Source organism: Variovorax multivorans (assembly GCF_051216835.1).
Taxonomy (GTDB): Bacteria; Pseudomonadota; Gammaproteobacteria; order Burkholderiales; family Burkholderiaceae_C; genus Variovorax.
Genome location: NZ_JBPJZL010000020.1, coordinates 1 through 20,458, shown reverse-complemented (window position 1 = coordinate 20,458; position 20,458 = coordinate 1). Strand labels below are relative to the sequence as shown.

Here is a 20,458-nt window from a genome sequence, read left to right as displayed (position 1 = left end):
AGTGGTGGTTGTCTTCAGGCTGCCGACTTGTTCTCGGCCAGGAAGTCTTGTGCAAAGCGCTGCAGCACGCCGCCTGCTTCGTAGATCGACACTTCCTCGGCGGTGTCCAGCCGGCAGGTCACCGGAACCTGCAGCGTGTCGCCGCTCCTGTGGTGGACGACCAGCGTGAGGTCGGCGCGCGGTGCGGGCTTGCCGATCACGTCGTAGGTTTCGGTGCCGTCCAGGCCCAGCGTGAGCCGCGTGGTGCCGGGCTTGAACTCCAGCGGCAGCACGCCCATGCCGAGCAGGTTGGTGCGGTGGATGCGCTCGAAGCCCTCGGCCACGACGGTTTCCACGCCGGCCAGGCGCACGCCCTTGGCGGCCCAGTCGCGCGACGAGCCTTGGCCATAGTCGGCGCCGGCCACGATGATCAGCGGCTGCCTGCGGTTCAGGTACGTCTCGATCGCCTCCCACATGCGCACGACCTTGCCTTCAGGCTCGATGCGCGCGAGCGACCCCTTCTTCTGCACGCCGTCGACCACCGCCATCTCGTTGACGAGTTGCGGGTTGGCGAAGGTGGCGCGCATGGCCGTCAGGTGGTCGCCGCGGTGCGTGGCGTAGGAGTTGAAGTCTTCTTCCGGAAGACCCATCTTCGCCAGGTACTCGCCGGCGGCGCTGTCCAGCAGGATCGCGTTGGAAGGCGACAGGTGGTCGGTCGTGATGTTGTCCGGCAGCAGCGCCAGCGGCCGCATGCCGCGCAGCGTGCGCGGATTGGCCGCGAGCGCGCCCACGCCCTCGCTGTCCCAATAAGGCGGGCGGCGGATGTAGGTGGACTGCGGTCGCCAGTCGTATTGCGGGCTCACCTTTTCGCCGCTGTCCGCGTGGATCGCGAACATGGGCTCGTAGACCTTGCGGAACATCTCTGGCCTGACGGAGGCCGCGACGATCGAGTCGATTTCCTCGTCGCTCGGCCAGAGGTCGTTGAGCCGGATCTCCTTGCCATCGACGATATCCAGGATGTCGCGCTCGATGTCGAAGCGCATGGTGCCCGCGATCGCGTAGGCCACGACCAGCGGCGGCGATGCGAGAAAGGCCTGCTTCGCATACGGATGGATGCGGCCGTCGAAGTTGCGGTTGCCCGAGAGCACCGCGGTGGCGTACAGGTCGCGCTCGATGATCTCCTGCTGGATCTTCGGGTCCAGCGCGCCCGACATGCCGTTGCAGGTGGTGCAGGCAAAGGCGACGATGCCGAAGCCGAGTTGCTCCAGCTCGGGCAGCAGGCCGGCGTCGCGCAGGTAGAGCTCCACCGCCTTCGAGCCCGGCGCCAGCGATGACTTGACCCACGGCTTGCGCTTGAGCCCTAGCCGGTTGGCATTGCGCGCCAGCAGCGCGGCCGCGATCACGTTGCGGGGGTTCGAGGTGTTGGTGCACGACGTGATGGCCGCGATGATCACGGCGCCGTCGGGCATCAGGCCCGCTGCTTCCTGCCGCCTGGCCTCTGCAAGACCGACGGCGATGTTGCGCTCGGCCAGCTGCGAGGTCGGCAGCCGGCGGTGCGGGTTGGAGGGGCCGGCCATGTTGCGCACCACGCTCGACAGGTCGAACTTCAGCACGCGTTCGTAGCTGGCGGTCTTCAGCGCATCGCCCCAGAAGCCGGCCGTCTTCGCATACGTTTCGACCAGCGCGACCTGTGCGTCCTCGCGGCCGGTGAGCCGCAGGTAGGTGAGCGTCTGGTCGTCGATGTAGAAGAGCGCGGCCGTGGCGCCGTACTCGGGGCACATGTTGGAGATGGTGGCGCGGTCGCCAATGGTCAGGCCGTGCGTGCCCTCGCCGAAGAACTCCAGGTACGCGCCGACCACTTTTTCCTTGCGCAGGAACTCGGTGAGCGCCAGCACGATGTCGGTCGCGGTGATGCCCGGCTGGCGCTGGCCTGTCAGCTCCACGCCGACGATGTCAGGCAGGCGCATCCACGAGGCACGGCCCAGCATCACGTTCTCGGCTTCCAGGCCGCCGACGCCCACCGCGATCACGCCCAGTGCATCGACGTGCGGCGTGTGGCTGTCGGTGCCCACGCATGTGTCCGGGAAGGCCAGGCCGTCCTGCACGTAGACCACCGGCGACATCTTCTCCAGATTGATCTGATGCATGATGCCGTTGCCCGCCGGAATCACTTCCATGTTGGCAAAGGCGCGCTTCGTCCAGTCGATGAAATGGAAGCGGTCTTCGTTGCGGCGGTCTTCGATCTGCCGGTTTTTCTCGAAGGCGTTCGGATCGAATCCGCCGCACTCCACGGCCAGCGAGTGATCCACGATCAGCTGCACTGGCACCACCGGGTTCACCTGCGCGGGGTCGCCGCCCTCGGCTGCGATTGCGTCGCGCAAACCGGCCAGATCCACCAGCGCGGTCTGGCCCAGGATGTCGTGGCACACCACGCGCACGGGAAACCACGGAAAGTCGCGATCGCGCCGGCGCTCGATGAGCTGCAGCAGGCATTCGTCCAGGATGGATGTGTCGCAGCGGCGCACCAGGTTCTCGGCATGCACGCGCGCGGTGTAGGGCAGGGTGTCCCAGGCGCCGGGGCGCAGCGCATCGACCGCGGCGCGGGCATCGATGTAGTCCAGCGTGGTGCCGGGGAGTCGTTTTCTGTGTCGTGGATTCATCGTGGCAAATCGGGAAGCGGCCTACTCGGAGCGGATGTCGTTGTCTTTCACGACCTTGGCGTAGCGCGGAATCTCGGCGCGAATCAGTGCGCCGAACTGTTGCGCGGTGCCGCCCGCAGCGGACACGCCGGTGGGCTCCAGCTTGGCGTTGAGTTCGGGCGCCTTCAGTCCGGCGTCGAGCGCGCCGTTGAGCTTTGCGAGCGCGGCGGGCGGCACGCCCTTGGGCGCGATCAGCCCGTGCCATGCCACCACGTCGTACTCGGGCAGGCCGCCGGCCTCGGCGATCGAGGGAATGTTGGGGTAGGCCTGCAGGCGCTGCGCCGTGGTCACGGCAAACGCACGCAGCCGGCCTGACTGCACGTGCGGCATCAAGGCCTCGGTGCCTGCGACCAGCATGTCCACGTTGCCTGCCACCAGGTCGGTGACAGCCGGCCCCGTGCCCCGGTACGGCACGTGTGTGGCCTTGACCTTGGCCATGCCGAACATGTACTCGGTCACGATGTGCAGGTGGCTGCCGTTGCCCGCCGAGGCGAAGGTCAGCTTGCCCGGGTTCTGGCGCCCGTAGTCGAGCAGCTCCTTCAGGTTCTTCGCCGGCACCTTGGCCGGGTTGACGCACAGCACGTATGCGCCCTTCGACAACTGGATCACCGGCGTCATGTCGGCGACCGGGTCGAAGCGCAGCTTGTACAAGGAGGGGTTGACGGTGTAGCTGCCGGCAATCAGCAGCAGCGTGTAGCCGTCGCCGGGCGTGTGCAATGCGTACTCGGTGCCGAGCGTGCCGCCGGCGCCTGGGCGGTTGTCCACCACCACGGCCTGGCCCAGCTTCTGGCTGAGCACGTTCGACGCAACGCGCGCGATGAAGTCGGAGCCCCCGCCGGGCGCAAAGGGGCAGACGATCTTGAGCGGCTTCGCCGGAAAGGCATCCTGGGCCCAGCCGGTGCGGGCAACGGGCAGCGCCAGCCCGGCGAGGGCTGCTGATGAAAAGGCGCGGCGATTCAGGGTCATGCTGTTGTCTCCAGTGTTGTTGTGCATGCCGCCCGCGACGGTGTGCCATCGCAGTGGCAGGCGCTAGTTTGCTCCCGCATGGCAAACCCGCGATAAACGCTCGGAGACTCCTGTGCGGCTCAGACCCGCGCCTCGATCGGCACGAACTTCACGTCTTCGGGACCGGTGTAGTTGGCGCTCGGGCGAATGATCTTGTTGTCTACGCGCTGCTCGATCACGTGCGCGGCCCAGCCGCTGGTGCGCGCGATCACGAACAGGGGCGTGAACATCGCGGTGGGCACGCCCATCATGTGATAGCTCACGGCGCTGAACCAGTCGAGATTGGGAAACATTTTCTTGGCCTCCCACATCACCGACTCCAGCCGCTGCGCGATGTCGAACATCTTGGTCGAACCGGCTTCGTCGGACAGCCGCCTGGCCACGCCCTTGATCACCACGTTGCGCGGATCGCTCACCGTGTAGACAGGGTGGCCGAAACCGATCACCACCTCCTTGGCCTCCACGCGCCGGCGGATGTCGGCCTCGGCTTCGTCGGGCGAGTCGTAGCGCTTCTGGATCTCGAAGGCCACCTCGTTGGCGCCGCCGTGCTTGGGGCCGCGCAGCGCGCCGATCGCGCCCGCGATGGACGAATACATGTCGCTGCCGGTGCCGGCGATCACGCGCGCGGTGAAGGTCGAGGCGTTGAACTCGTGCTCGGCATACAGGTTCAGCGAGGTGTGCATCGCGCGCACCCAGGCCTTGGAAGGCTTCTCGCCATGCAGCAGGTGCAGGAAGTGGCCGCCGATGGAGTCGTCGTCGGTCTCCACATCGATGCGCTTGCCCTGGCTGCTCCAGTGATACCAGTACAGCAGCATCGAGCCGAGCGAGGCCATCAGGCGATCCGCGATGTCGCGTGCGCCGGGCAGGTTGTGGTCGTCCTTCTCGGGCAGGATGCAGCCCAGCGCCGAGACGCCGGTGCGCATCACGTCCATCGGGTGGGCGCCGGCGGGCAGGCTCTCCAGCGCGTTCTTCACGTTGGCCGGCAGGCCGCGCATGGCCTTCAGCCGTGCCTTGTAGGCCTTGAGCTCGGCGCGCGTGGGCAGCTTGCCGTGCACCAGCAGGTGGGCGATTTCTTCGAATTCGCAGACCTCGGCGATGTCCAGGATGTCGTAGCCGCGGTAGTGCAGGTCGTTGCCGGTGCGGCCCACGGTGCACAGCGCCGTGTTGCCCGCGGTCACGCCCGACAGGGCGACGGACTTCTTGGCCTTGAAGCCGGCCGGTGCGGCGGTTTCGAGCGTGGAGGTCATGGTGGTCATGCAGTTTCCTTGTCCAGATAAGAGCGATCAATGGCGGCGGGGCGGCCGGCGGCATCGACCGCCACCATCTCGAACACACCCTTGAGGACTTCTTCCGCCGGAACGCCCGGCACGTCGGCCAGGCCGGTCACGCACACGGTCATCGAACATCGGCCGATGCGGCTGACCCACCCGCGCAGGACAAGCTGATAGCCCACCGGCACGGGCGACAGAAAGCTGACGCTGGTCACCTCGGCCATCACCACTTCGCGCTGCGCCAGGCCGCGCGCCGCCAGGAAGGCCGTCTTGCTCATGAGCTGCAGACCCTGGCCGGCGAAGAGCGTGCCGCGGTGATTTGCATGCACCGGCAGCACCAGTTCGCGGAGTTCGGTTGTTCCAACGGGTGTCGTCATGGTTCGCAATCTACGCAGAAAGCAACGACTGCAGAAGGACTGAAAGGGCGAACTCCTGCGAACGGAGGCCGGTAGATTTGCGAATGCTGCGAAGTTCGGCGAAATCAACGCTCCACGGAAAACCGGGGCGCTTCGAGATGGAAATCAACATCCAGACCAGAAAGGCGACTCACGGATATGGAAGAGACGAGTTGATGTTGGACAAGGAGTGCCAGGGGCGGTGAGTGAATTCACGCGGCCCCAAAAAATGAAGCACGGTCACCGCTCCCCCGCGCGACAGGGTGCAGCGGCCAGCATGCGCGCTGCGCGCAGGAACGCCACCGGGCCGACCCAGCTGACGTTCCAGTCGCCCGCGACCGGCACCTGGCGCTTGTGCGCGATCACCATCTGCCGCTTCGGCACCACGAGGATGTACTGGCCATGCACGCCCCAGGCCATGTACGCGCCGCTCAGCGGCGAGTCCTGCGGCTCTTCGAGCAGCCACCACAGGTAGCCGTATCCGAAACCGCGCCGCGCAGTGTGTGGCGGATGCATCTGTGCAGCGGGCGTGGTCTGCCGCGTCATTTGGTCGACCCAGTCGGCCGGCACGAGCTGCTGGCCTTGCCAGTTGCCCTGGTGCAGCATCAGGTAGCCCAGCCGCGCCATGTCGCGCGTGGACAGGTAGAAGGGGTAGGCCAGGTGCTGGGAGCGCTGCGCGTCGCCGCTGCGTGCGTGGCGTGACAGGTCGAAATCCTCGAGCTGCAGAGGTGCGGCCAGATCGTCCGCAAAAGCCTGGTAGATGCTCCTGCCGGTCAGGCGTTCGAAGGCGGTCCCCGCGGCGTTGAAGTCCCAGTTGTTGTAGAGGAAATAGCTGCCGGGCACGTGCGACCCTCGTGGGGGCGCGGCCGCCGCGTCGTCTCCGCCGTTGGCGGCCGCGTGATAGACGCCCGAACGCGCGGCGAGCAGGTCGCGCAGCCTGGCCTGTCGCTCGATGGGCAGCAAGCCGCCCACGTCGTCGATACCCAGGTCGGCCAGCGTGCGGTCGAGGTCGATGGTGCCATTGGTCACGTACTTGCCGTACATCATCGAGAGCACACTTTTGCGCACCGAGAACACGATGCTGACGCTCTGGACCGGCCCCTCGCTGAACAGCACGCGGCCATCCTGCACCGCCATGAGAGCGGTCGTGTCCAGCGTGCGCAGGTAGCTGCGGGTGGCGTCAAGTTCGCGGCGGCAGGCGCTGCCCGGTTCAGCCTCGGGTGCCGTCGCCCAGGATGCGCCCGGAAAAACCACCGGCGCGGCAGGCGTCGAGGGCGCTGAAGGTATTGCAATGGCGCATCCACCAGCGAGCGCGCACACGCCAGTGAACAGGGCTTGCGAAGCGAAGCCGGCGATGCATTTGAAGAGGTCCATTTTGAAAAGCCAACGGGTCGTGTGTCCAGCTGAATGCCGGCTCAGGAACGAAAAAGACAGTGCCATTGCGAATGCCAATACCAGAGAGCCGAATGCGCCTGCCGTGGCTGCACGGTCGTCACCAGTGGGTCGAGTGACAACCATTCATTTCATTTGCATCTTTTTCCCAGAGCAACTTAGCGGGCGCATCATGCCTTGTGCATGTCGTACTGATGCATTCCGGGTCTCGGCTCGACCCACCCGGCCGCTCCGGTATCCAACTACTTCAACTGGAGACCAAAATGAAAAAGTTCACTTCCAGCGCCATCGCCAGCCTCCTGATCGCAGGGGCAATTTTGCCGGCCGCCGCCAAGGAGAAGGTCGTCGACCGGAGCATCACGGAAGCGGAAGTCCTGGAGGCCCAGCAGGTCTGGTGCAAGGCGCTAGTTGACATCAGCGCTGCGAATTCCAGCGGCGGGCAACCGGCGGCCAAGGCGCTGGCCGAGAAGGTCATCGACAGCGCCTACGCCTACCAACTGGGCGCGGTGCTGTTCAAGCCGACGCTCACGACATCGCCGCAGACCTTCCGCACCGCTCGCGACGGTGCGCTGGCGTACTTCGTGGGCGGCAACCCTGCTTTTCCCAACGACACTGGCTTCGCCCTGAAGGGCTGGACCAAATGCGAGATTGCCAACAGTGCTGTACTGATCCACGGCGACGTGGCCAGCACACTGGGTAACGTGCTGTTCACTGACCCGGACGGCAAGGTCACCACGGTCGACAAGACCTGGACTTTCGTGAAAGACGGTGCCGGCAAGCTGCGCATCGTCGTGCATCACTCGTCACTGCCATACGCCGGCCGTTGAACACCGCGTTCGAGTGCCGGCAGGCCCAGGCTGATGCGCAACACCGACAACCACGCCCGCAACACCGCGGTACAACGGCTGCCGGATGGAGCACTGCAGCTCACGCCCATCTTCGACTTTGCCCCGATGCTCCTCGATCCCGAGATCTGCAAAACCGACCCAAGCCTTGCATGATCTGAACCCATGACGATCGCAAGGCTACGTCTCCGAAGGCACCCTTGCCAACCGGATGCCGCAATCCCTTCATGGGGGCCACCTGCTTGCGTATGCCAACCGTGGCCCCATGGTCCTCGGAACGGATCGAGTGATGAATCCTCGTCAAGGCAATGCTCCTCGAGAGAGCTTTGCCGCTGGGCCTACGGAGCAGCCATCGAATCGTCCTGCCAAGACTTGCCTGGCGCCGAAGCGCTTTTCAGGAACTCCACAAAAGCCCTCACGGTCGGCGACAACTCTCTGCTGCTCGGGAAGACTGCGCTGACCTCCACCGGAGGCAGAGTCCATTCTGGAAACAGGTGAACAAGTCGCCCGGCCTTGATATCGGGCGCACACAGGTAGCCCGACAGGCACCCTAGGCCGACGCCGGAAACCACTTGTCGGTGAATCAACAGAGGATCGTTGATGCTCAGACGCGGCTTGAGTTCGAACCGCTTCTCCTCGCTGCCGGGTCCTTTGAAAATCCAGGCCCGCGGCCTCCCGTCGACACCCGGCATCTCGATGGCGTGATGCGTTCGAATCTCGTCCAGCGCTTGGGGCGAGCCGTGCCGTGCGAGATATGCCGGGGCGGCGCAAAGGTAGCGTCGTATCGTCCCGAGCCCGACTGCGATGAGCCGCGAGTCGGTCATCGGTCCTATGCGCACCGTGACGTCGACGCTCTCGGCGATCAGATCGACGGTTCGACTGGTCAACTCCAGTGCCACGTTGACATCGGGGTATCGCTCCAGGAACTCCGGCAGCAGGTCGGACAGTACGTTGTACCCGAAGCCAATTCCGACACTGATCCGCAGCAGACCTCGCGGGTTGCCGCTCATTCCGCTGACAACATCGATCGTTTCATGGATACGCGCGAGCAGATTCACACATCGCTCATGCAATGCAACGCCGGCTTCCGTCAACTGCACTTCGTGAGTCGTGCGCTGGACGAGGCGGATTCCCAAGGCCGATTCGAGGCGAGCAACCCCTCGACTCACGCTCGATTTGGGCACATTCAGCACTCGCCCGGCCGCGGAGAAACTTCGCAGCGTCGCGACTTTCTCAAACAGGCGCAAGTCGTTCAGGTCCAGCATGTCGAAGGATTGGCTCAAAGTGAACAGGAGGACCGCTTGAGGCCCGGATAACTCTGCGGCAAGTCCTGATCGTAAACAGGCGACCGTCCCGCCATGGGAACACCGTGTTCCCGCTGCTAGGTGTGCTGTCCGACAGACTGCCCTGGCCCATCGCGCTTCAATGAGCTTGTCATCCCACCCACCTTCCTTAGTGGCACCCGCGAAAGAGCATCGAGCAGACGGAGCCGTTGACCAGCGCCAGGATCAAGCGACCGTCGTCGCCATGGTGGCGGAAGGTGACTGGGCGACAAGGTCGGCGGGATGGTCCGCTTGGTCGCAGAACACGTAGAAGCCCACACGATTCGCGACTGCGGGCACTTCGTTCCGCAAGAGTGCCCGGCGGTCGTTGTCGAACACATCATGGCCATGGCCAACCCTGCAACCCGATCAACAACCAGGAAATGAAGATGAGCAAATCCCAAGAAATGAAGAAGGTCCTGTTCGTGGGGCAGGAACCGGAGACGGTCGACTTCTCGGACCCGGCATTGCCGCCCGGCTTCGACGCCGCGAAGATCCATGCCGGCATCGCCCTCGGCATGAAGCAGATGGCAGACCGGGGCTGGCATGCCGACCTCTGTCTCGTGCGCCCGGACGACTCTGCGACAACGGTGCTGGAGCACCAACTCTCTACCATCTTCTACGACTGCGTCGTGATCGGCGGAGGCATTCGCATTCCCCCCAAGAGCCTGCTGCTTTTCGAGCGACTTGTGAACTCCGTGCACAAGTCCGCACCCCAGGCATCCATCGCCTTCAACACGTCCCCCCCGGACACCGGCGATGCCGCCGCTAGATGGCTCAACGTTGACTGAGTGGACGAAGGAATCGCACCATGACCACGATCCGTCATCCTCTGCACCTGCTCGACCGCGCCGTCATGTTCGCGATGCGGAATATGGTCGCGTCGATGAAGGGAAGCGTCACCATCCCGGAGGCGAGAAAGCCCTTTGATGAGCTGATGCAGAAGACTCCTGCAGCCGCCGGCGTGACCTACGAACAGGCTTCCGTGGGTGGTGTCGCGGGCGTTTGGTGCCGACCGGGAGATGCGCCTGACGCCAGTGCCGCGATCCTCTATTTTCACGGGGCACCTACATCGTCGGATCGGCGGTCGCCCAGCATTTCTACGGATCCAGTCGCCCCCTTCAGCGGCGCATAAAAGGAACACCAAATGACAGGTATCCAAGGAAAAGTCGTCGCAATCACTGGAGCGAGCAGTGGCATCGGTAAGGCAACCGCTTTGTTGCTGGCCGAACGGGGAGCAAAGGTCGTAGTTGGCGCGCGCCGCCAGGATCAGCTTGACTCCATCGTTTCGCAGATCAAAGCCAGAGGAGGCCAGGCAGTTGCAGTCTCGATTGACATCAAGAAGCGAGAAGATATGACCCGTTTTGTTAGCGTCGCCTTGGCGACGTTTGGGCAACTCGATGTGTTGGTGAGTAATGCGGGAACTGCGCCGATCTCTTTACTCGACGAACTGCGGGTCGAGGATTGGGAAGAGACGATCGACGTCAATGTGAAGGGCTTGCTGCATGGCATAGCAGCAGCATTGCCCGTCTTTCGCGAGCAAAAGTTCGGGCATTTCGTCAACATCTTGTCCACGGCGGGTCTGAAGATCGTGCCGACGATGGCCGTGTACGCAGGCTCGAAGAACGCGGCGAGGGCCATCACAGAGGGCCTCCGGCAAGAGGCAGGTGCCAACCTCCGCGTCACGGCGATATCCCCCGGACTCGTACAGACCGGTTTGACCTCATCAATGACGAGCGCCGAGGTGGCGAGCAAAACAAGTCAACAGATGAGTGAGATCGGAATACCGGCAGACGCCATCGCCCGCTGCATCGCCTTCGCAATCGAACAACCTGCTGACGTGGACGTTGGTGAGATCGTTGTTCGACCCACCGCACAGTCCTAGTCCAGTAGAACTACCATGACCAACTCATTGGCCGGAAAGATCGCAGTTGTCACTTAAGCACGCGGCGAACACATCTTGACGAGGGCCGCGCATTTGGCGGCGAGCGCGAGCAGGTAGTCAGCTGTGCTGCCAGCGCGGCAACGAGATCGAGGCGCAGGGCTACAAGCTGGTGCGCCAAGGCATACACGATCCCGCTCGCATCGCAGGGCGCCGGCTCCGAAATTGCGCCGCAGCCCCAATCTGTGCGAACAGCCTGATGATGGGCAGGTCGACAAACCGTCGATCTACTCAGAGATTGCGCAGGCCGAGGAATACGAGCTCAAGGGCTGGGTGGTGCTGCGACGCACGAAGGTGTCGAAGGGCCGCGAGACCTACGGCCAGCAGACCGTCTACGCGCAGATCACAGATGCTGGACGGCGTGCTCTGGAGGAGACGGCAGCGTAAACGTAGGAACGACCCCAACGGAGCGTTCAGGTGCCAGTCGATTACCCCCGGCAGTCGCTCTTGAGCCGCACCATCGGTAAAGTACCGGGCAATTTTCTGAACTCTACTAGTTTGTTTTGAACTCCATCAGCTTCGACCACACCCGCTTCGACGCAGCCATCGTCGACCTCGACGGCACCATGGTCGACACCCTCGGCGACTTCGCTGCGTCGCTGAACCGCATGCTCGACGACCTCTCGCTGCCGCATGTGGCGCCGGCTGCCATCGAGACGATGGTGGGCAAGGGCTCGGAGCACCTGATTCATTCCGCGCTCATGCATGTGATGGCGCCAGATGCTGCTGCCGATGCGAAGGCACGGGCCTTGTTCGACCGCGCATGGGAGCGCTATCAGCACCACTACCTCGCCATCAACGGACAGTACTCGGCGGTGTACCCCGGCGTGATCGACGGGCTGAAGGCGTTGCGCGCAAGCGGCCTGCGGCTGGCCTGCCTCACCAACAAGCCGACGTCGTTCGCAAAGCCATTGCTGATCGACAAGGGCCTCGACGGTTTCTTCGAACTGGTGCTCGGCGGAGATGCCTTCGAGCGCAAGAAGCCCGACCCGCTACCGCTGCTGAAGACCTGCGAAGCGCTGGACACCACGCCCGCGCGCACGCTGATGATTGGCGACTCGAGCAACGACGCGCGCGCCGCACGCGCCGCGGGCTGCCCCGTTGTGCTCGTGACCTACGGCTACAACCACGGCGAGCCGGTGCGCGGCGTCGATGCCGATGGCTTCGTCGATTCGCTGGCCGAGCTTGCGCCGGCCGCGTTGCGGTAACGGCCCTTCTTATTGCTTGCCGAGCAGCGCGTCCTTCAGCTTCCAGTCGGCCGGGTTCGGCCCCAGCCAGATGCGCAGCAGCGCATTGAAGAAAGCCGGCTCCTTCACCGGATCGGGCTGGGGTACGCCGCGCACCGTGATCACCGTGCCGGTGCCGGGCAGCCAGTCGATGGTGAAGGTGTCGCCAGTCTTCAGCTGTTTCTGGTCCGCGAACATCTGGCCCATGCGCAGCAGGCCCGGAATGAGGTTGACCATTTCGCTCTTGGGCGAGTTGTCTTCCACGCCTTTGGTGAAGAGCTTGCCGAGTTCGTTCGCGTCGATGTCGCGCAGCATGGTGATGGCCACGCGCTTGGGGCCCGGCGCGGCCAGTGCCTCTTCGGTGGTAGACACTTTCTTGCCCACGTACAGGCCGGCCGTGTAGACCTTGAAGATGGCCTTGTAGCGGATGCCCGCGCCATTGAGCACCAAGGGGCTGCCGCGCAGATCCATCTGGTCTTCGAGCTTGACGCCGGCCACGTCGACCTGCGCGGCCGAGGCGCCGAGGGCGGCGGTGGCAAGGCAGGCCACCAGGGCGAGTCGGGAGAAGAGCATGGTTGGGAGCGAGAGAGCGGTCAACGGAGTCTCCTTGGAATTTTGCGAACGGTCGTGCGAATGTATCTTTTTGTTTTACGTTTCCGGCCTCGGGGGAACCCTGAAAGCGGCCATGAAGGCGACCGTTGCACGCTTTGGCGTTTTCGTGGGCTAAACTCCGCGCCTCATATGTTCGTTCATCACATCATTCAAACAGGTGAAGGCAGCCGGGGAGCCTGGCCCTGGCGTCGCCATACTTCGCTGACTGTTTGATTGCACGGCGCACGCCGTGCGCCCGCGGTTCCGAGTCGATACACACTACGACGCCGGACCACCCGTGAATGACCTTGCCGCCGGCCGAAGGAGCGCCGCAGGCAACTGGAGAACGAATCCGTGATCACCGAACTTGAATTCAAGAGCCTCAGCGCCCAGGGCTACAACCGCATTCCGCTGATGGCCGAGGCCTTTGCCGACCTCGAGACGCCTCTTTCCCTTTATCTCAAGCTGGCCCATTCGCAGGGCGGAGGCAAGCACAGCTTTCTGCTCGAGTCGGTGGTGGGCGGCGAGCGCTTCGGGCGCTACAGCTTCATCGGACTGCCGGCTCGCACGCTGTTGCGCGCCAGCGGCTTCGGCGCCGAGGCCGTCACCGAAGTGGTGACCGACGGGCAGGTGGTCGAGACCGCCGGGGGCAATCCGCTCGACTTCGTGGCCGAGTACCAGAAGCGATTCAAGGTCGCGCTGCGGCCTGGACTGCCGCGCTTTTGCGGCGGTCTTGCCGGCTACTTCGGCTACGACACCGTGCGCCACATCGAGCGCAAGCTCGAAAAGAGCTGCCCGCCCGACACGCTGGGCTGCCCCGACATCCTGCTGCTGCAGTGCGAGGAGCTGGCCGTCATCGACAACCTGTCGGGCAAGCTCTACCTCATCGTCTATGCCGACCCGAAGCAGCCCGAGGCTTATGCCGGCGCCAAGCGCCGCCTGCGCGAGCTGAAGGAAAAGCTCAAGTACTCGGTGAGTGCCCCCGTCGTGAAGCCCACGCAGCCGCATCCGCCCGAGCGCAGCTTTGCCAAGGCCGACTACCTCGCGGCTGTCGAGCGCGCCAAGGAAATGATCGCCGCCGGCGACTTCATGCAGGTGCAGGTGGGCCAGCGCATCAGCAAGCGCTACACCGAGTCGCCGCTGTCGCTGTACCGCGCGCTGCGTTCGCTCAACCCCTCGCCCTACATGTACTACTACAACCTCGGCGACTTCCATGTGGTGGGCGCTTCGCCCGAGATCTTGGTGCGCCAAGAGAACACGGGCGAGGGCGAGCAGAAGATCACCATCCGCCCGCTGGCCGGCACGCGTCCTCGTGGCGCATCGATCGAGCTCGACAAGGCGGCTGAGGAAGAACTCATCAACGACCCGAAGGAGCGCGCCGAGCACGTGATGCTGATCGACCTCGCACGCAACGACATCGGCCGCATCGCCAAGACCGGCACGGTGAAGGTGACGGAGGCCTTCGCGGTGGAGCGCTACAGCCACGTGATGCACATCGTGAGCAACGTCGAAGGCACGCTGAAGGACGGCATGACCGCCATCGACGTGCTGAAGGCCACGTTCCCGGCGGGCACGCTGACCGGTGCGCCGAAAGTGCATGCGATGGAGCTCATCGACCAGCTGGAGCCCACCAAGCGCGGGCTGTATGGCGGCGCATGCGGCTACATCAGCTACGCGGGCGACATGGACGTGGCCATTGCCATTCGTACCGGCATCGTGAAGGACCAGATGCTGCACGTGCAGGCCGCGGCTGGCGTGGTGGCCGACTCGGTGCCCGAGCTGGAGTGGAAAGAAACTGAAGCCAAGGCGCGCGCGCTTCTGCGTGCCGCCGAACTGGTCGAGGAAGGCCTGGAATGAGCACCGCACCCGATATTCAGAACGACTTCTCGCACGAGATCATCGGCGCGGCCGTCGAGGTGCAGCGCGTGCTCGGCACGGGGCTCGACGAAGGGGCCTATGCGGCTGCGCTGGCCATCGAGCTCGCCGAGCGGGAGATCGGCTTCACGCGCGACGTGGCGCTGTCGGCCAGCTACAAGGGGCGCTCGCTCGGCGAGGTGTACCGTGCGGGCTTCGTGATCGAGCAATCGGTCATCGTCGAACTCAAGGCGGTCGACGTGCTGACCGACCTGCATCGCGCGCAGGTGCTGGCCGCGCTGCGCCTGTCGGGCCTCAAGCTGGGCCTTCTGATCAACTTCAACGTGTTCCCCGTCGTCAAGGGCGTGCACCGGATTGTGAGCAAGCCATGAAACTGCTGATGATCGACAACTACGATTCCTTCACCTACAACATCGTCCAGTACTTCGGCGAGCTGGGGGCGGACGTGCAGGTGCACCGCAACGACGAGATCACGGTGGCGCAGATCGGCGAGCTGATCGCCTCCGGCGTGACGCGGCTGGTGGTGTCGCCCGGGCCGTGTTCGCCGGCGGAAGCGGGTGTTTCGGTGGCGGCCATCGAGGCCTTTGCGGGCAAGCTGCCCATTCTTGGCGTGTGCCTGGGCCACCAGGCCATCGGCGCGGCCTTCGGCGGAAAGATCGTGCGCGCGCAGCAGCTCATGCATGGCAAGACCAGCGAGATCACGACCACGCAAGAAGGCGTGTTCGCGGGGCTGCCCGAGAAGTTCATCGTCAATCGCTACCACTCGCTTTCCATCGAGCGGGAGAGCTGCCCGAAGGCACTGGCTGTCACTGCCTGGACCGACGACGGCGAGATCATGGGGGTGCGGCACACCGGGTTCGCGCATGACGTGCGCATCGAAGGCGTGCAGTTCCATCCCGAATCCATCCTGACGGAGCACGGCCACGCCATGCTCAAGAACTTCCTGGACTGAGCCACCATGACCGATCGCACCTCCCTCGTCGACCTGCGCAGCGACACCGTCACGCAACCCACGCCCGCGATGCGGGAGGCCATGATAGCGGCGCCGCTGGGGGACGACGTCTTCGGCACCGATCCGAGCGTGAACGCGCTGCAGGAAAAGATCGCCGCGATGCTGGGCTTCGAGGCTGCGCTGTTCGTGCCCACGGGCACGCAGAGCAACCTGTGCGCGATTCTTTCGCACTGCGGCCGTGGCGACGAATACATCGTCGGCCAGCAGGCGCACTGCTATCGGTGGGAAGGTGGCGGCGCGGCGGTGTTCGGCAGCGTGCAGCCTCAGCCGCTCGACCATGCACCCGACGGCACGCTGCCGCTGGCGCAGATCGAGGCGGCCATCAAGCCCGATGACGCGCATTTCGCGCGCACGCGGCTGCTGGCGCTGGAGAACACGCTGGGCGGCAAGCTGCTGCCCTTCGACTACGTGCAGGCTGCGACCGACCTGGCGAAGAGCAAGGGGCTGCAGCGGCATCTGGACGGCGCACGGCTCTTCAATGCCGCGACCGCGCAGGCAGCGTTGAACAAGCGTAGCGACATCCGCGCGGAGGCGCGCCGCATCGCGCAGTGCTTCGACAGCGTGTCGGTGTGCTTCAGCAAGGGGCTTGGTGCACCCATCGGCTCGGCGCTGGTGGGGTCGCGTGAATTCATTGCACGCGCACATCGCATTCGCAAGATGGCAGGCGGCGGCATGCGGCAGGCCGGGCTGCTGACTGCGGCTGCATCGCATGCGCTCGATCACCACATCGATCGCCTGGCCGAGGACCATGCATTGGCACAGCGGCTTGCACAAGGACTCGAAGGCATCGAGGGCCTGACGGTCGAGGCGCCGCACACGAATATCGTGTTCGCGGATCTCACCGGGGCTGCGCAGGCGCGTTCATCGGAGCTGATCGCGAGCCTGAACCAGCAGGGCATCCTGGCGACGGGGCTTTACCGCTTGCGCTTCGTGACGCACCTCGACGTCGATGCCGCCGGCGTCGACCGGGCCGTCGCCGCGATCCGCGCCTTCTTCAACGCCTGAGCCCCGCGAGCGCGCGATGCCTGATCTTCCCCATCTGCTCGCTTTCATCGCCGCCGGCTGGCTGCTGAACCTCACGCCTGGGCCCGACGTGCTGTACGTCGTGACGAATTCGCTGCGCTGCGGCGTGCGCGCCGGCATCGTGGCGGGGCTCGGCATCACGGCCGGCTGCTTCGTTCACATCTTTGCCGCCGCAGTCGGCGTCGGCACCCTGATGGCGACATCGGCGGCGGCCTTCACCGTGCTCAAGTACATCGGCGCGGCGTACCTGCTGTATCTGGGCGTGCGCATGCTGCTGTCGCGCGCGGCGCCGCCTGCGGATCTCGACAAGGCGGCGGCCGATGCGGGCGGGGAGCGCAGTCTCAAGGCGATCTTTTTCGGGGGCTTCTGGACGAACGTGCTGAACCCCAAGGTCGCGCTGTTCTTCCTGGCCTTCGTGCCGCAATTCATTGCACCCGGTGCCGACAACAAGGCCCTGTACTTCGTGCTGCTGGGCGTGCTGTTCAACCTCAACGCCATTCCCGTCAATGTGGGATGGGCCTTGGCCGCAGGCTGGATGGCGCATCGCAGCGCCGTGCAGAAGGGCATGCATTGGCTCGACCGCGCTGCCGGCGTGCTTTTCATCGGCTTCGGCCTCAAGCTCGCGTTCACCGACGCGCCCGCCGTTCGCGTCGGCCGCTGATTCACCCTCGAGGAGACTTTTCATGATCACCCCCCAGGAAGCGCTGCAGCGCACCATCGAACACCGCGAAGTCTTCCACGACGAGATGCTGCACATCGTGCGCCTCATCATGAGCGGCGAGTGCTCGCCCGTGATGATGGCCGCGCTGATCACCGGCCTGCGTGTGAAGAAGGAAACCATCGGCGAGATCACCGCCGCCGCGCAGGTGATGCGCGAGGTGTCGACCAAGGTGCCCGTCGCGGACACGACGCACCTCGTGGACATCGTTGGCACAGGCGGCGATGGCTCGCACACATTCAACATCTCGACCTGCTCGATGTTCGTGGCGGCCGCGGCGGGCGCCAAGGTGAGCAAGCACGGCGGTCGCAGCGTGTCGAGCAAGTCGGGCAGCGCCGACGTGCTGGAGTCGCTGGGCGTGAACATCAACCTCAAGCCCGAGCAGATCGCGCGCTCGATCGAGGAGTGCGGCATCGGCTTCATGTTCGCGCCGAACCATCACCCGGCGATGAAGAACGTCGCGCCGGTGCGAAAAGAGCTCGGCATCAAGACCATCTTCAACATCCTCGGGCCGCTGACCAATCCGGCCGGTGCGCCGAACATCCTGATGGGCGTGTTCCATCCCGACCTCGTGGGCATCCAGGTACGCGCGCTGCAGCGGCTCGGCGCCGAGCATGCGGTGGTGGTCTACGGGCGTGACGGCATGGACGAGATTTCGCTCGGTGCCGCCACCATGGTGGGCGAGTTGAAGGATGGCGAGATCCGCGAGTACGAACTGCACCCCGAGGATTTCGGCTTCCAGATGTCGAGCAACCGCGCGCTGCGCGTGGAAACGCCCGAGCAGTCGAAGGCGATGCTGCTCGGCGTGCTCGACAATCATGCCGGCCCCGCACTCGACATCGTGCTGCTGAATGCTGGCGCGGCACTGTATGCGGCGAACGTGGTCGACTCGGTGCAGGCGGGTGTGGAGCGTTCGCGCAGCGCCATCGCCTCGGGCGCGGCGAAGGCCAAGCTGGCCGAGCTGATCAAGGCCTCCACGGCCGTCTGAGTTTCAAGAAACCGGAAACCCCAGAAGTTATGTCCGACATCCTCGACAAGATCGTTGCCGTCAAGCACCAGGAAGTGGCTGCGGCCCTGAAGCGCGCGCCGCTCGAGGCCGTGCGCTTCGATGCCGAGAGCCGCGTGCTGACGCGCGACTTCGAAGGCGCGCTGCGCGCCAAGATCGCCGCCGGCCAGGCCGCGGTGATTGCCGAAGTCAAGAAAGCCAGCCCAAGCAAGGGCGTGCTGCGCGAAGACTTCATTCCGGCCGATATCGCCCAGAGCTACGCCGAGGGCGACGGCGAGATCAGCGCGGCCTGCCTTTCGGTGTTGACCGACAAGCAGTTCTTCCAGGGCGGCGTGGACTATCTCAAGCAGGCGAGGGCCTCTTGCGACCTGCCGGTGCTGCGCAAGGACTTCATCGTCGATGCGTACCAGGTGTACGAATCGCGCGCGATGGGCGCCGATGCCATCCTGTTGATCGCCGCTTGCCTCGACGATGCGCAGATGAAGGACTACGAAGCCATTGCGCACGGGCTGGGCATGGCGGTGCTCGTGGAAGTGCACGACGCGGCTGAGCTCGATCGTGCGCTCAGGCTGAAGACAGCGCTGATTGGGGTCAACAACCGCAATCTGCGCAATTTCGAGGTGTCGATCCAGGCGACCATCGACTTGCTGCCGAAGCTGCCGGCCGATCGTTTGCCTGTGACCGAGTCGGGCATCGGCACGCGCGAAGACGTCGCCACGCTTCGCGCGGCCGGCGTCAACGCCTTCCTGGTCGGCGAAGCGTTCATGCGCGCCAAGGAACCCGGCGAGGCCCTCGCTGCGTTGTTCAAATGAGCCGGCCCGATCAGCTGTCGAGCAGCGATCCTGCCGACTGGCCGGTGGCGCCTGGCTGGCAGCCACTGGTTGACGATTTCTTTGGCGGTGTCGTGGGACAGAAGCTGCTGGGCTTTCTGCGCGAACGTCTCGATGCGGGGGCGGTGATCTTTCCGCCGCAGCCGCTGAGGGCGTTGGAACTCACGCCGCCAGAAGACGTGCGCGTGGTGATCCTGGGCCAGGACCCGTACCACGGGCGTGGCCAGGCCGAGGGGCTGGCGTTTTCCGTGGCGCCCGGCGTGGCGTTGCCGCCTTCGTTGCGCAACATCTTCAAGGAACTCCAGCGTGATCTGGGCACACCGCCGCCGTCGTTCCCGAATCCGGGTGGCAGCCTGGTGAAGTGGGCGACGCATGGCGTGCTGCTGCTCAACACCTGCCTGACAGTCGAGGAAGCGCAGCCGGCCAGCCATTCCGGCCGTGGCTGGGAGGTGCTGACGGATGCCGTCATCCGCCATGTCTCAGACGGGGCTAAGCCTGTTGTTTTTATGCTGTGGGGCTCGCACGCGCAGAGTAAGCGGGCGTTGATCGACGTTAAGCGCCATAAGGTGCTGATGTCGAATCATCCGTCGCCTCTTTCGGCGTTGCGCCCGCCCGTGCCGTTCATCGGCTGCGGCCACTTCGGCGAAGCGCGTGCGTGGCGGGAGGCCCAGCGGGCGGAGGGGTGAAGTTGGGCGATAATCGTGGGCTCACGCCTCGAGCAGTTTCCCCGCATCTTCTGGATGCTTGGATTTCTGAGTAGTCACAAAACCGTGCTATATTTCGAGGTTCGCCGGAGAGGTGGCCGAGTGGTTAATGGCAGCAGACTGTAAATCTGCCCTCTTACGAGTACGCTGGTTCGAATCCAGCCCTCTCCACCAGCGATGAATTTGGTTTCTAAGAGCGATTGGATTTCGCGCTTTGGGTGCCTTGAGTGCCCCGATGCGGGAGTAGTTCAATGGTAGAACCCCAGCCTTCCAAGCTGATGACGCGGGTTCGATTCCCGTCTCCCGCTCCAGAGACTCGGTTCATTGTTGAGGCGATGTGAATTCGTAACTTTGTTACAAATGCCCTTTTGGCTCAGTGGTAGAGCACTCCCTTGGTAAGGGAGAGGTCGCGGGTCCGATTCCCGCAAAGGGCACCAGTTTTTTGGGGGTTGCAACGGCAGCTTTGCAACCCATATGCATACGTTGGAAACGTTTTTTTCGGAGTCGAAAAATGGCAAAAGGTAAATTCACCCGCACCAAGCCGCACGTGAACGTGGGCACGATTGGTCACGTTGACCACGGCAAGACGACGCTGACGGCTGCGATCGCAACGGTTCTGTCGG

23 protein-coding genes and 3 tRNA genes are annotated in these 20,458 nt (G+C 64.5%); 19 read left to right on the top strand and 7 right to left on the bottom strand.

Features of this window, described 5'->3' with window-relative positions; all coding sequences use genetic code 11:
* Nucleotides 1-14 precede the first annotated feature (14 nt).
* The 5 genes from acnD to ACSFCA_RS32810 form a co-directional block, all read right to left on the bottom strand.
* Nucleotides 15-2,639 (bottom strand): Fe/S-dependent 2-methylisocitrate dehydratase AcnD, encoded by a 2,625-nt coding sequence (acnD, locus tag ACSFCA_RS32830; protein ID WP_435462458.1) that lies wholly within the window; start codon nucleotides 2,637-2,639, stop codon nucleotides 15-17.
* Between the two features lie 21 nt (nucleotides 2,640-2,660).
* Nucleotides 2,661-3,644, bottom strand: coding sequence for a tripartite tricarboxylate transporter substrate binding protein (locus tag ACSFCA_RS32825; RefSeq protein ID WP_435462459.1), 984 nt, complete (start codon nucleotides 3,642-3,644; stop codon nucleotides 2,661-2,663).
* Nucleotides 3,645-3,763: 119 nt separating this feature from the next.
* A complete protein-coding gene (gene prpC, locus ACSFCA_RS32820; RefSeq protein ID WP_435462477.1) occupies nucleotides 3,764-4,930 on the bottom strand; it encodes a bifunctional 2-methylcitrate synthase/citrate synthase in 1,167 nt (388 codons plus the stop codon).
* 5 nt (nucleotides 4,931-4,935) lie between these two features.
* The gene (locus ACSFCA_RS32815; protein WP_435462460.1) at nucleotides 4,936-5,331 is read right to left on the bottom strand and encodes an acyl-CoA thioesterase; all 396 of its coding nucleotides are present in this window, start codon (nucleotides 5,329-5,331) and stop codon (nucleotides 4,936-4,938) included.
* 258 nt (nucleotides 5,332-5,589) lie between these two features.
* Entirely contained in the window at nucleotides 5,590-6,723 is a 1,134-nt protein-coding gene (locus ACSFCA_RS32810) for a serine hydrolase domain-containing protein (RefSeq protein WP_435462461.1), read from the bottom strand.
* A 281-nt stretch (nucleotides 6,724-7,004) separates the two neighbouring features.
* Here ACSFCA_RS32810 and ACSFCA_RS32805 point away from each other — a divergent pair, with 281 nt between their 5' ends.
* Entirely contained in the window at nucleotides 7,005-7,568 is a 564-nt protein-coding gene (locus ACSFCA_RS32805; RefSeq protein WP_435462462.1) for a hypothetical protein, read from the top strand.
* Nucleotides 7,569-7,601: 33 nt separating this feature from the next.
* Nucleotides 7,602-7,742 carry a hypothetical protein gene (locus tag ACSFCA_RS32800; RefSeq protein ID WP_435462478.1) on the top strand — a complete coding sequence of 47 codons (141 nt, stop codon included), beginning with the start codon at nucleotides 7,602-7,604 and terminating at the stop codon, nucleotides 7,740-7,742.
* A gap of 182 nt (nucleotides 7,743-7,924) precedes the next feature.
* On the opposite strand, the gene ACSFCA_RS32795 is transcribed toward ACSFCA_RS32800, so the two are convergent.
* Nucleotides 7,925-8,851 carry a LysR family transcriptional regulator gene (locus ACSFCA_RS32795; protein ID WP_258351461.1) on the bottom strand — a complete coding sequence of 309 codons (927 nt, stop codon included), beginning with the start codon at nucleotides 8,849-8,851 and terminating at the stop codon, nucleotides 7,925-7,927.
* A gap of 446 nt (nucleotides 8,852-9,297) precedes the next feature.
* Between ACSFCA_RS32795 and ACSFCA_RS32790 the strand changes: the two genes are divergently transcribed.
* The 5 genes from ACSFCA_RS32790 to ACSFCA_RS32770 all read left to right on the top strand — a co-directional run bounded on the left by ACSFCA_RS32790 (nucleotide 9,298) and on the right by ACSFCA_RS32770 (nucleotide 12,058).
* Nucleotides 9,298-9,699, top strand: coding sequence for a hypothetical protein (locus ACSFCA_RS32790; protein WP_435477467.1), 402 nt, complete (start codon nucleotides 9,298-9,300; stop codon nucleotides 9,697-9,699).
* Between the two features lie 20 nt (nucleotides 9,700-9,719).
* Nucleotides 9,720-10,043, top strand: a complete 324-nt coding sequence (locus ACSFCA_RS32785) for a hypothetical protein (protein WP_435462464.1) — start codon at nucleotides 9,720-9,722, stop codon at nucleotides 10,041-10,043.
* A 12-nt stretch (nucleotides 10,044-10,055) separates the two neighbouring features.
* A complete protein-coding gene (locus tag ACSFCA_RS32780) occupies nucleotides 10,056-10,793 on the top strand; it encodes an SDR family oxidoreductase (RefSeq protein WP_435462465.1) in 738 nt (245 codons plus the stop codon).
* A 222-nt stretch (nucleotides 10,794-11,015) separates the two neighbouring features.
* A complete protein-coding gene (locus tag ACSFCA_RS32775; protein WP_258351457.1) occupies nucleotides 11,016-11,237 on the top strand; it encodes a hypothetical protein in 222 nt (73 codons plus the stop codon).
* A gap of 116 nt (nucleotides 11,238-11,353) precedes the next feature.
* On the top strand, nucleotides 11,354-12,058 hold the full coding sequence (locus ACSFCA_RS32770) for a phosphoglycolate phosphatase (protein WP_435462466.1): 705 nt from the start codon (nucleotides 11,354-11,356) through the stop codon (nucleotides 12,056-12,058).
* A 9-nt stretch (nucleotides 12,059-12,067) separates the two neighbouring features.
* Here ACSFCA_RS32770 and ACSFCA_RS32765 read toward each other — a convergent pair whose 3' ends face one another.
* Complete coding sequence (locus tag ACSFCA_RS32765) at nucleotides 12,068-12,649, bottom strand: chalcone isomerase family protein (RefSeq protein WP_435462467.1); 582 nt, start codon at nucleotides 12,647-12,649, stop codon at nucleotides 12,068-12,070.
* Nucleotides 12,650-13,021: 372 nt separating this feature from the next.
* On the opposite strand from ACSFCA_RS32765, the gene trpE reads away from it, so the two are divergent.
* The 12 genes from trpE to ACSFCA_RS32705 form a co-directional block, all read left to right on the top strand.
* Nucleotides 13,022-14,524: an anthranilate synthase component I gene (trpE, locus tag ACSFCA_RS32760; RefSeq protein ID WP_435462468.1), complete on the top strand. Its 1,503-nt coding sequence runs from the start codon at nucleotides 13,022-13,024 to the stop codon at nucleotides 14,522-14,524.
* Nucleotides 14,521-14,913, top strand: a complete 393-nt coding sequence (locus tag ACSFCA_RS32755; RefSeq protein ID WP_093058807.1) for a GxxExxY protein — start codon at nucleotides 14,521-14,523, stop codon at nucleotides 14,911-14,913. Before trpE ends, ACSFCA_RS32755 begins: the two co-directional genes overlap by 4 nt.
* Nucleotides 14,910-15,494, top strand: coding sequence for an aminodeoxychorismate/anthranilate synthase component II (locus tag ACSFCA_RS32750; RefSeq protein WP_093247440.1), 585 nt, complete (start codon nucleotides 14,910-14,912; stop codon nucleotides 15,492-15,494). The genes ACSFCA_RS32755 and ACSFCA_RS32750 overlap by 4 nt, the downstream gene beginning before the upstream one ends.
* Before the next feature lie 6 nt (nucleotides 15,495-15,500).
* Nucleotides 15,501-16,559 carry a low-specificity L-threonine aldolase gene (gene ltaE, locus ACSFCA_RS32745; protein ID WP_435462469.1) on the top strand — a complete coding sequence of 353 codons (1,059 nt, stop codon included), beginning with the start codon at nucleotides 15,501-15,503 and terminating at the stop codon, nucleotides 16,557-16,559.
* A gap of 16 nt (nucleotides 16,560-16,575) precedes the next feature.
* Complete coding sequence (locus ACSFCA_RS32740; protein WP_435462470.1) at nucleotides 16,576-17,238, top strand: LysE family translocator; 663 nt, start codon at nucleotides 16,576-16,578, stop codon at nucleotides 17,236-17,238.
* A gap of 22 nt (nucleotides 17,239-17,260) precedes the next feature.
* The gene (gene trpD / locus ACSFCA_RS32735; protein WP_435462471.1) at nucleotides 17,261-18,283 is read left to right on the top strand and encodes an anthranilate phosphoribosyltransferase; all 1,023 of its coding nucleotides are present in this window, start codon (nucleotides 17,261-17,263) and stop codon (nucleotides 18,281-18,283) included.
* Between the two features lie 29 nt (nucleotides 18,284-18,312).
* On the top strand, nucleotides 18,313-19,113 hold the full coding sequence (trpC, locus tag ACSFCA_RS32730; protein WP_435462472.1) for an indole-3-glycerol phosphate synthase TrpC: 801 nt from the start codon (nucleotides 18,313-18,315) through the stop codon (nucleotides 19,111-19,113).
* On the top strand, nucleotides 19,110-19,817 hold the full coding sequence (locus tag ACSFCA_RS32725) for a uracil-DNA glycosylase (RefSeq protein ID WP_435462473.1): 708 nt from the start codon (nucleotides 19,110-19,112) through the stop codon (nucleotides 19,815-19,817). The genes trpC and ACSFCA_RS32725 overlap by 4 nt, the downstream gene beginning before the upstream one ends.
* 106 nt (nucleotides 19,818-19,923) lie before the next feature.
* Nucleotides 19,924-20,009: transfer RNA gene (locus ACSFCA_RS32720), tRNA-Tyr, on the top strand.
* A 63-nt stretch (nucleotides 20,010-20,072) separates the two neighbouring features.
* Nucleotides 20,073-20,146: transfer RNA gene (locus ACSFCA_RS32715), tRNA-Gly, on the top strand.
* 51 nt (nucleotides 20,147-20,197) lie between these two features.
* Nucleotides 20,198-20,272 (top strand) — tRNA-Thr (locus ACSFCA_RS32710).
* Between the two features lie 74 nt (nucleotides 20,273-20,346).
* A partial coding sequence (locus ACSFCA_RS32705) for a GTP-binding protein (protein ID WP_435460540.1) occupies nucleotides 20,347-20,458 on the top strand: 112 nt, incomplete at its 3' end.

Coding starts and splice junctions, on each gene's coding strand:
- ACSFCA_RS32755 (WP_093058807.1), top strand. CDS start 14,521: ATGAGCACCGCACCCGATATTCAGAACGACTTCTCGCACGAGATCATC.
- trpC (WP_435462472.1), top strand. CDS start 18,313: ATGTCCGACATCCTCGACAAGATCGTTGCCGTCAAGCACCAGGAAGTG.
- ACSFCA_RS32785 (WP_435462464.1), top strand. CDS start 9,720: ATGACCACGATCCGTCATCCTCTGCACCTGCTCGACCGCGCCGTCATG.
- ACSFCA_RS32725 (WP_435462473.1), top strand. CDS start 19,110: ATGAGCCGGCCCGATCAGCTGTCGAGCAGCGATCCTGCCGACTGGCCG.
- ACSFCA_RS32740 (WP_435462470.1), top strand. CDS start 16,576: ATGCCTGATCTTCCCCATCTGCTCGCTTTCATCGCCGCCGGCTGGCTG.
- acnD (WP_435462458.1), bottom strand. CDS start 2,639: ATGAATCCACGACACAGAAAACGACTCCCCGGCACCACGCTGGACTAC.
- prpC (WP_435462477.1), bottom strand. CDS start 4,930: ATGACCTCCACGCTCGAAACCGCCGCACCGGCCGGCTTCAAGGCCAAG.
- ACSFCA_RS32825 (WP_435462459.1), bottom strand. CDS start 3,644: ATGACCCTGAATCGCCGCGCCTTTTCATCAGCAGCCCTCGCCGGGCTG.
- trpD (WP_435462471.1), top strand. CDS start 17,261: ATGATCACCCCCCAGGAAGCGCTGCAGCGCACCATCGAACACCGCGAA.
- ACSFCA_RS32750 (WP_093247440.1), top strand. CDS start 14,910: ATGAAACTGCTGATGATCGACAACTACGATTCCTTCACCTACAACATC.
- ACSFCA_RS32780 (WP_435462465.1), top strand. CDS start 10,056: ATGACAGGTATCCAAGGAAAAGTCGTCGCAATCACTGGAGCGAGCAGT.
- ACSFCA_RS32795 (WP_258351461.1), bottom strand. CDS start 8,851: ATGCTGGACCTGAACGACTTGCGCCTGTTTGAGAAAGTCGCGACGCTG.
- ltaE (WP_435462469.1), top strand. CDS start 15,501: ATGACCGATCGCACCTCCCTCGTCGACCTGCGCAGCGACACCGTCACG.
- ACSFCA_RS32790 (WP_435477467.1), top strand. CDS start 9,298: ATGAGCAAATCCCAAGAAATGAAGAAGGTCCTGTTCGTGGGGCAGGAA.
- ACSFCA_RS32800 (WP_435462478.1), top strand. CDS start 7,602: ATGCGCAACACCGACAACCACGCCCGCAACACCGCGGTACAACGGCTG.
- ACSFCA_RS32815 (WP_435462460.1), bottom strand. CDS start 5,331: ATGACGACACCCGTTGGAACAACCGAACTCCGCGAACTGGTGCTGCCG.
- ACSFCA_RS32765 (WP_435462467.1), bottom strand. CDS start 12,649: ATGCTCTTCTCCCGACTCGCCCTGGTGGCCTGCCTTGCCACCGCCGCC.
- ACSFCA_RS32805 (WP_435462462.1), top strand. CDS start 7,005: ATGAAAAAGTTCACTTCCAGCGCCATCGCCAGCCTCCTGATCGCAGGG.
- ACSFCA_RS32810 (WP_435462461.1), bottom strand. CDS start 6,723: ATGGACCTCTTCAAATGCATCGCCGGCTTCGCTTCGCAAGCCCTGTTC.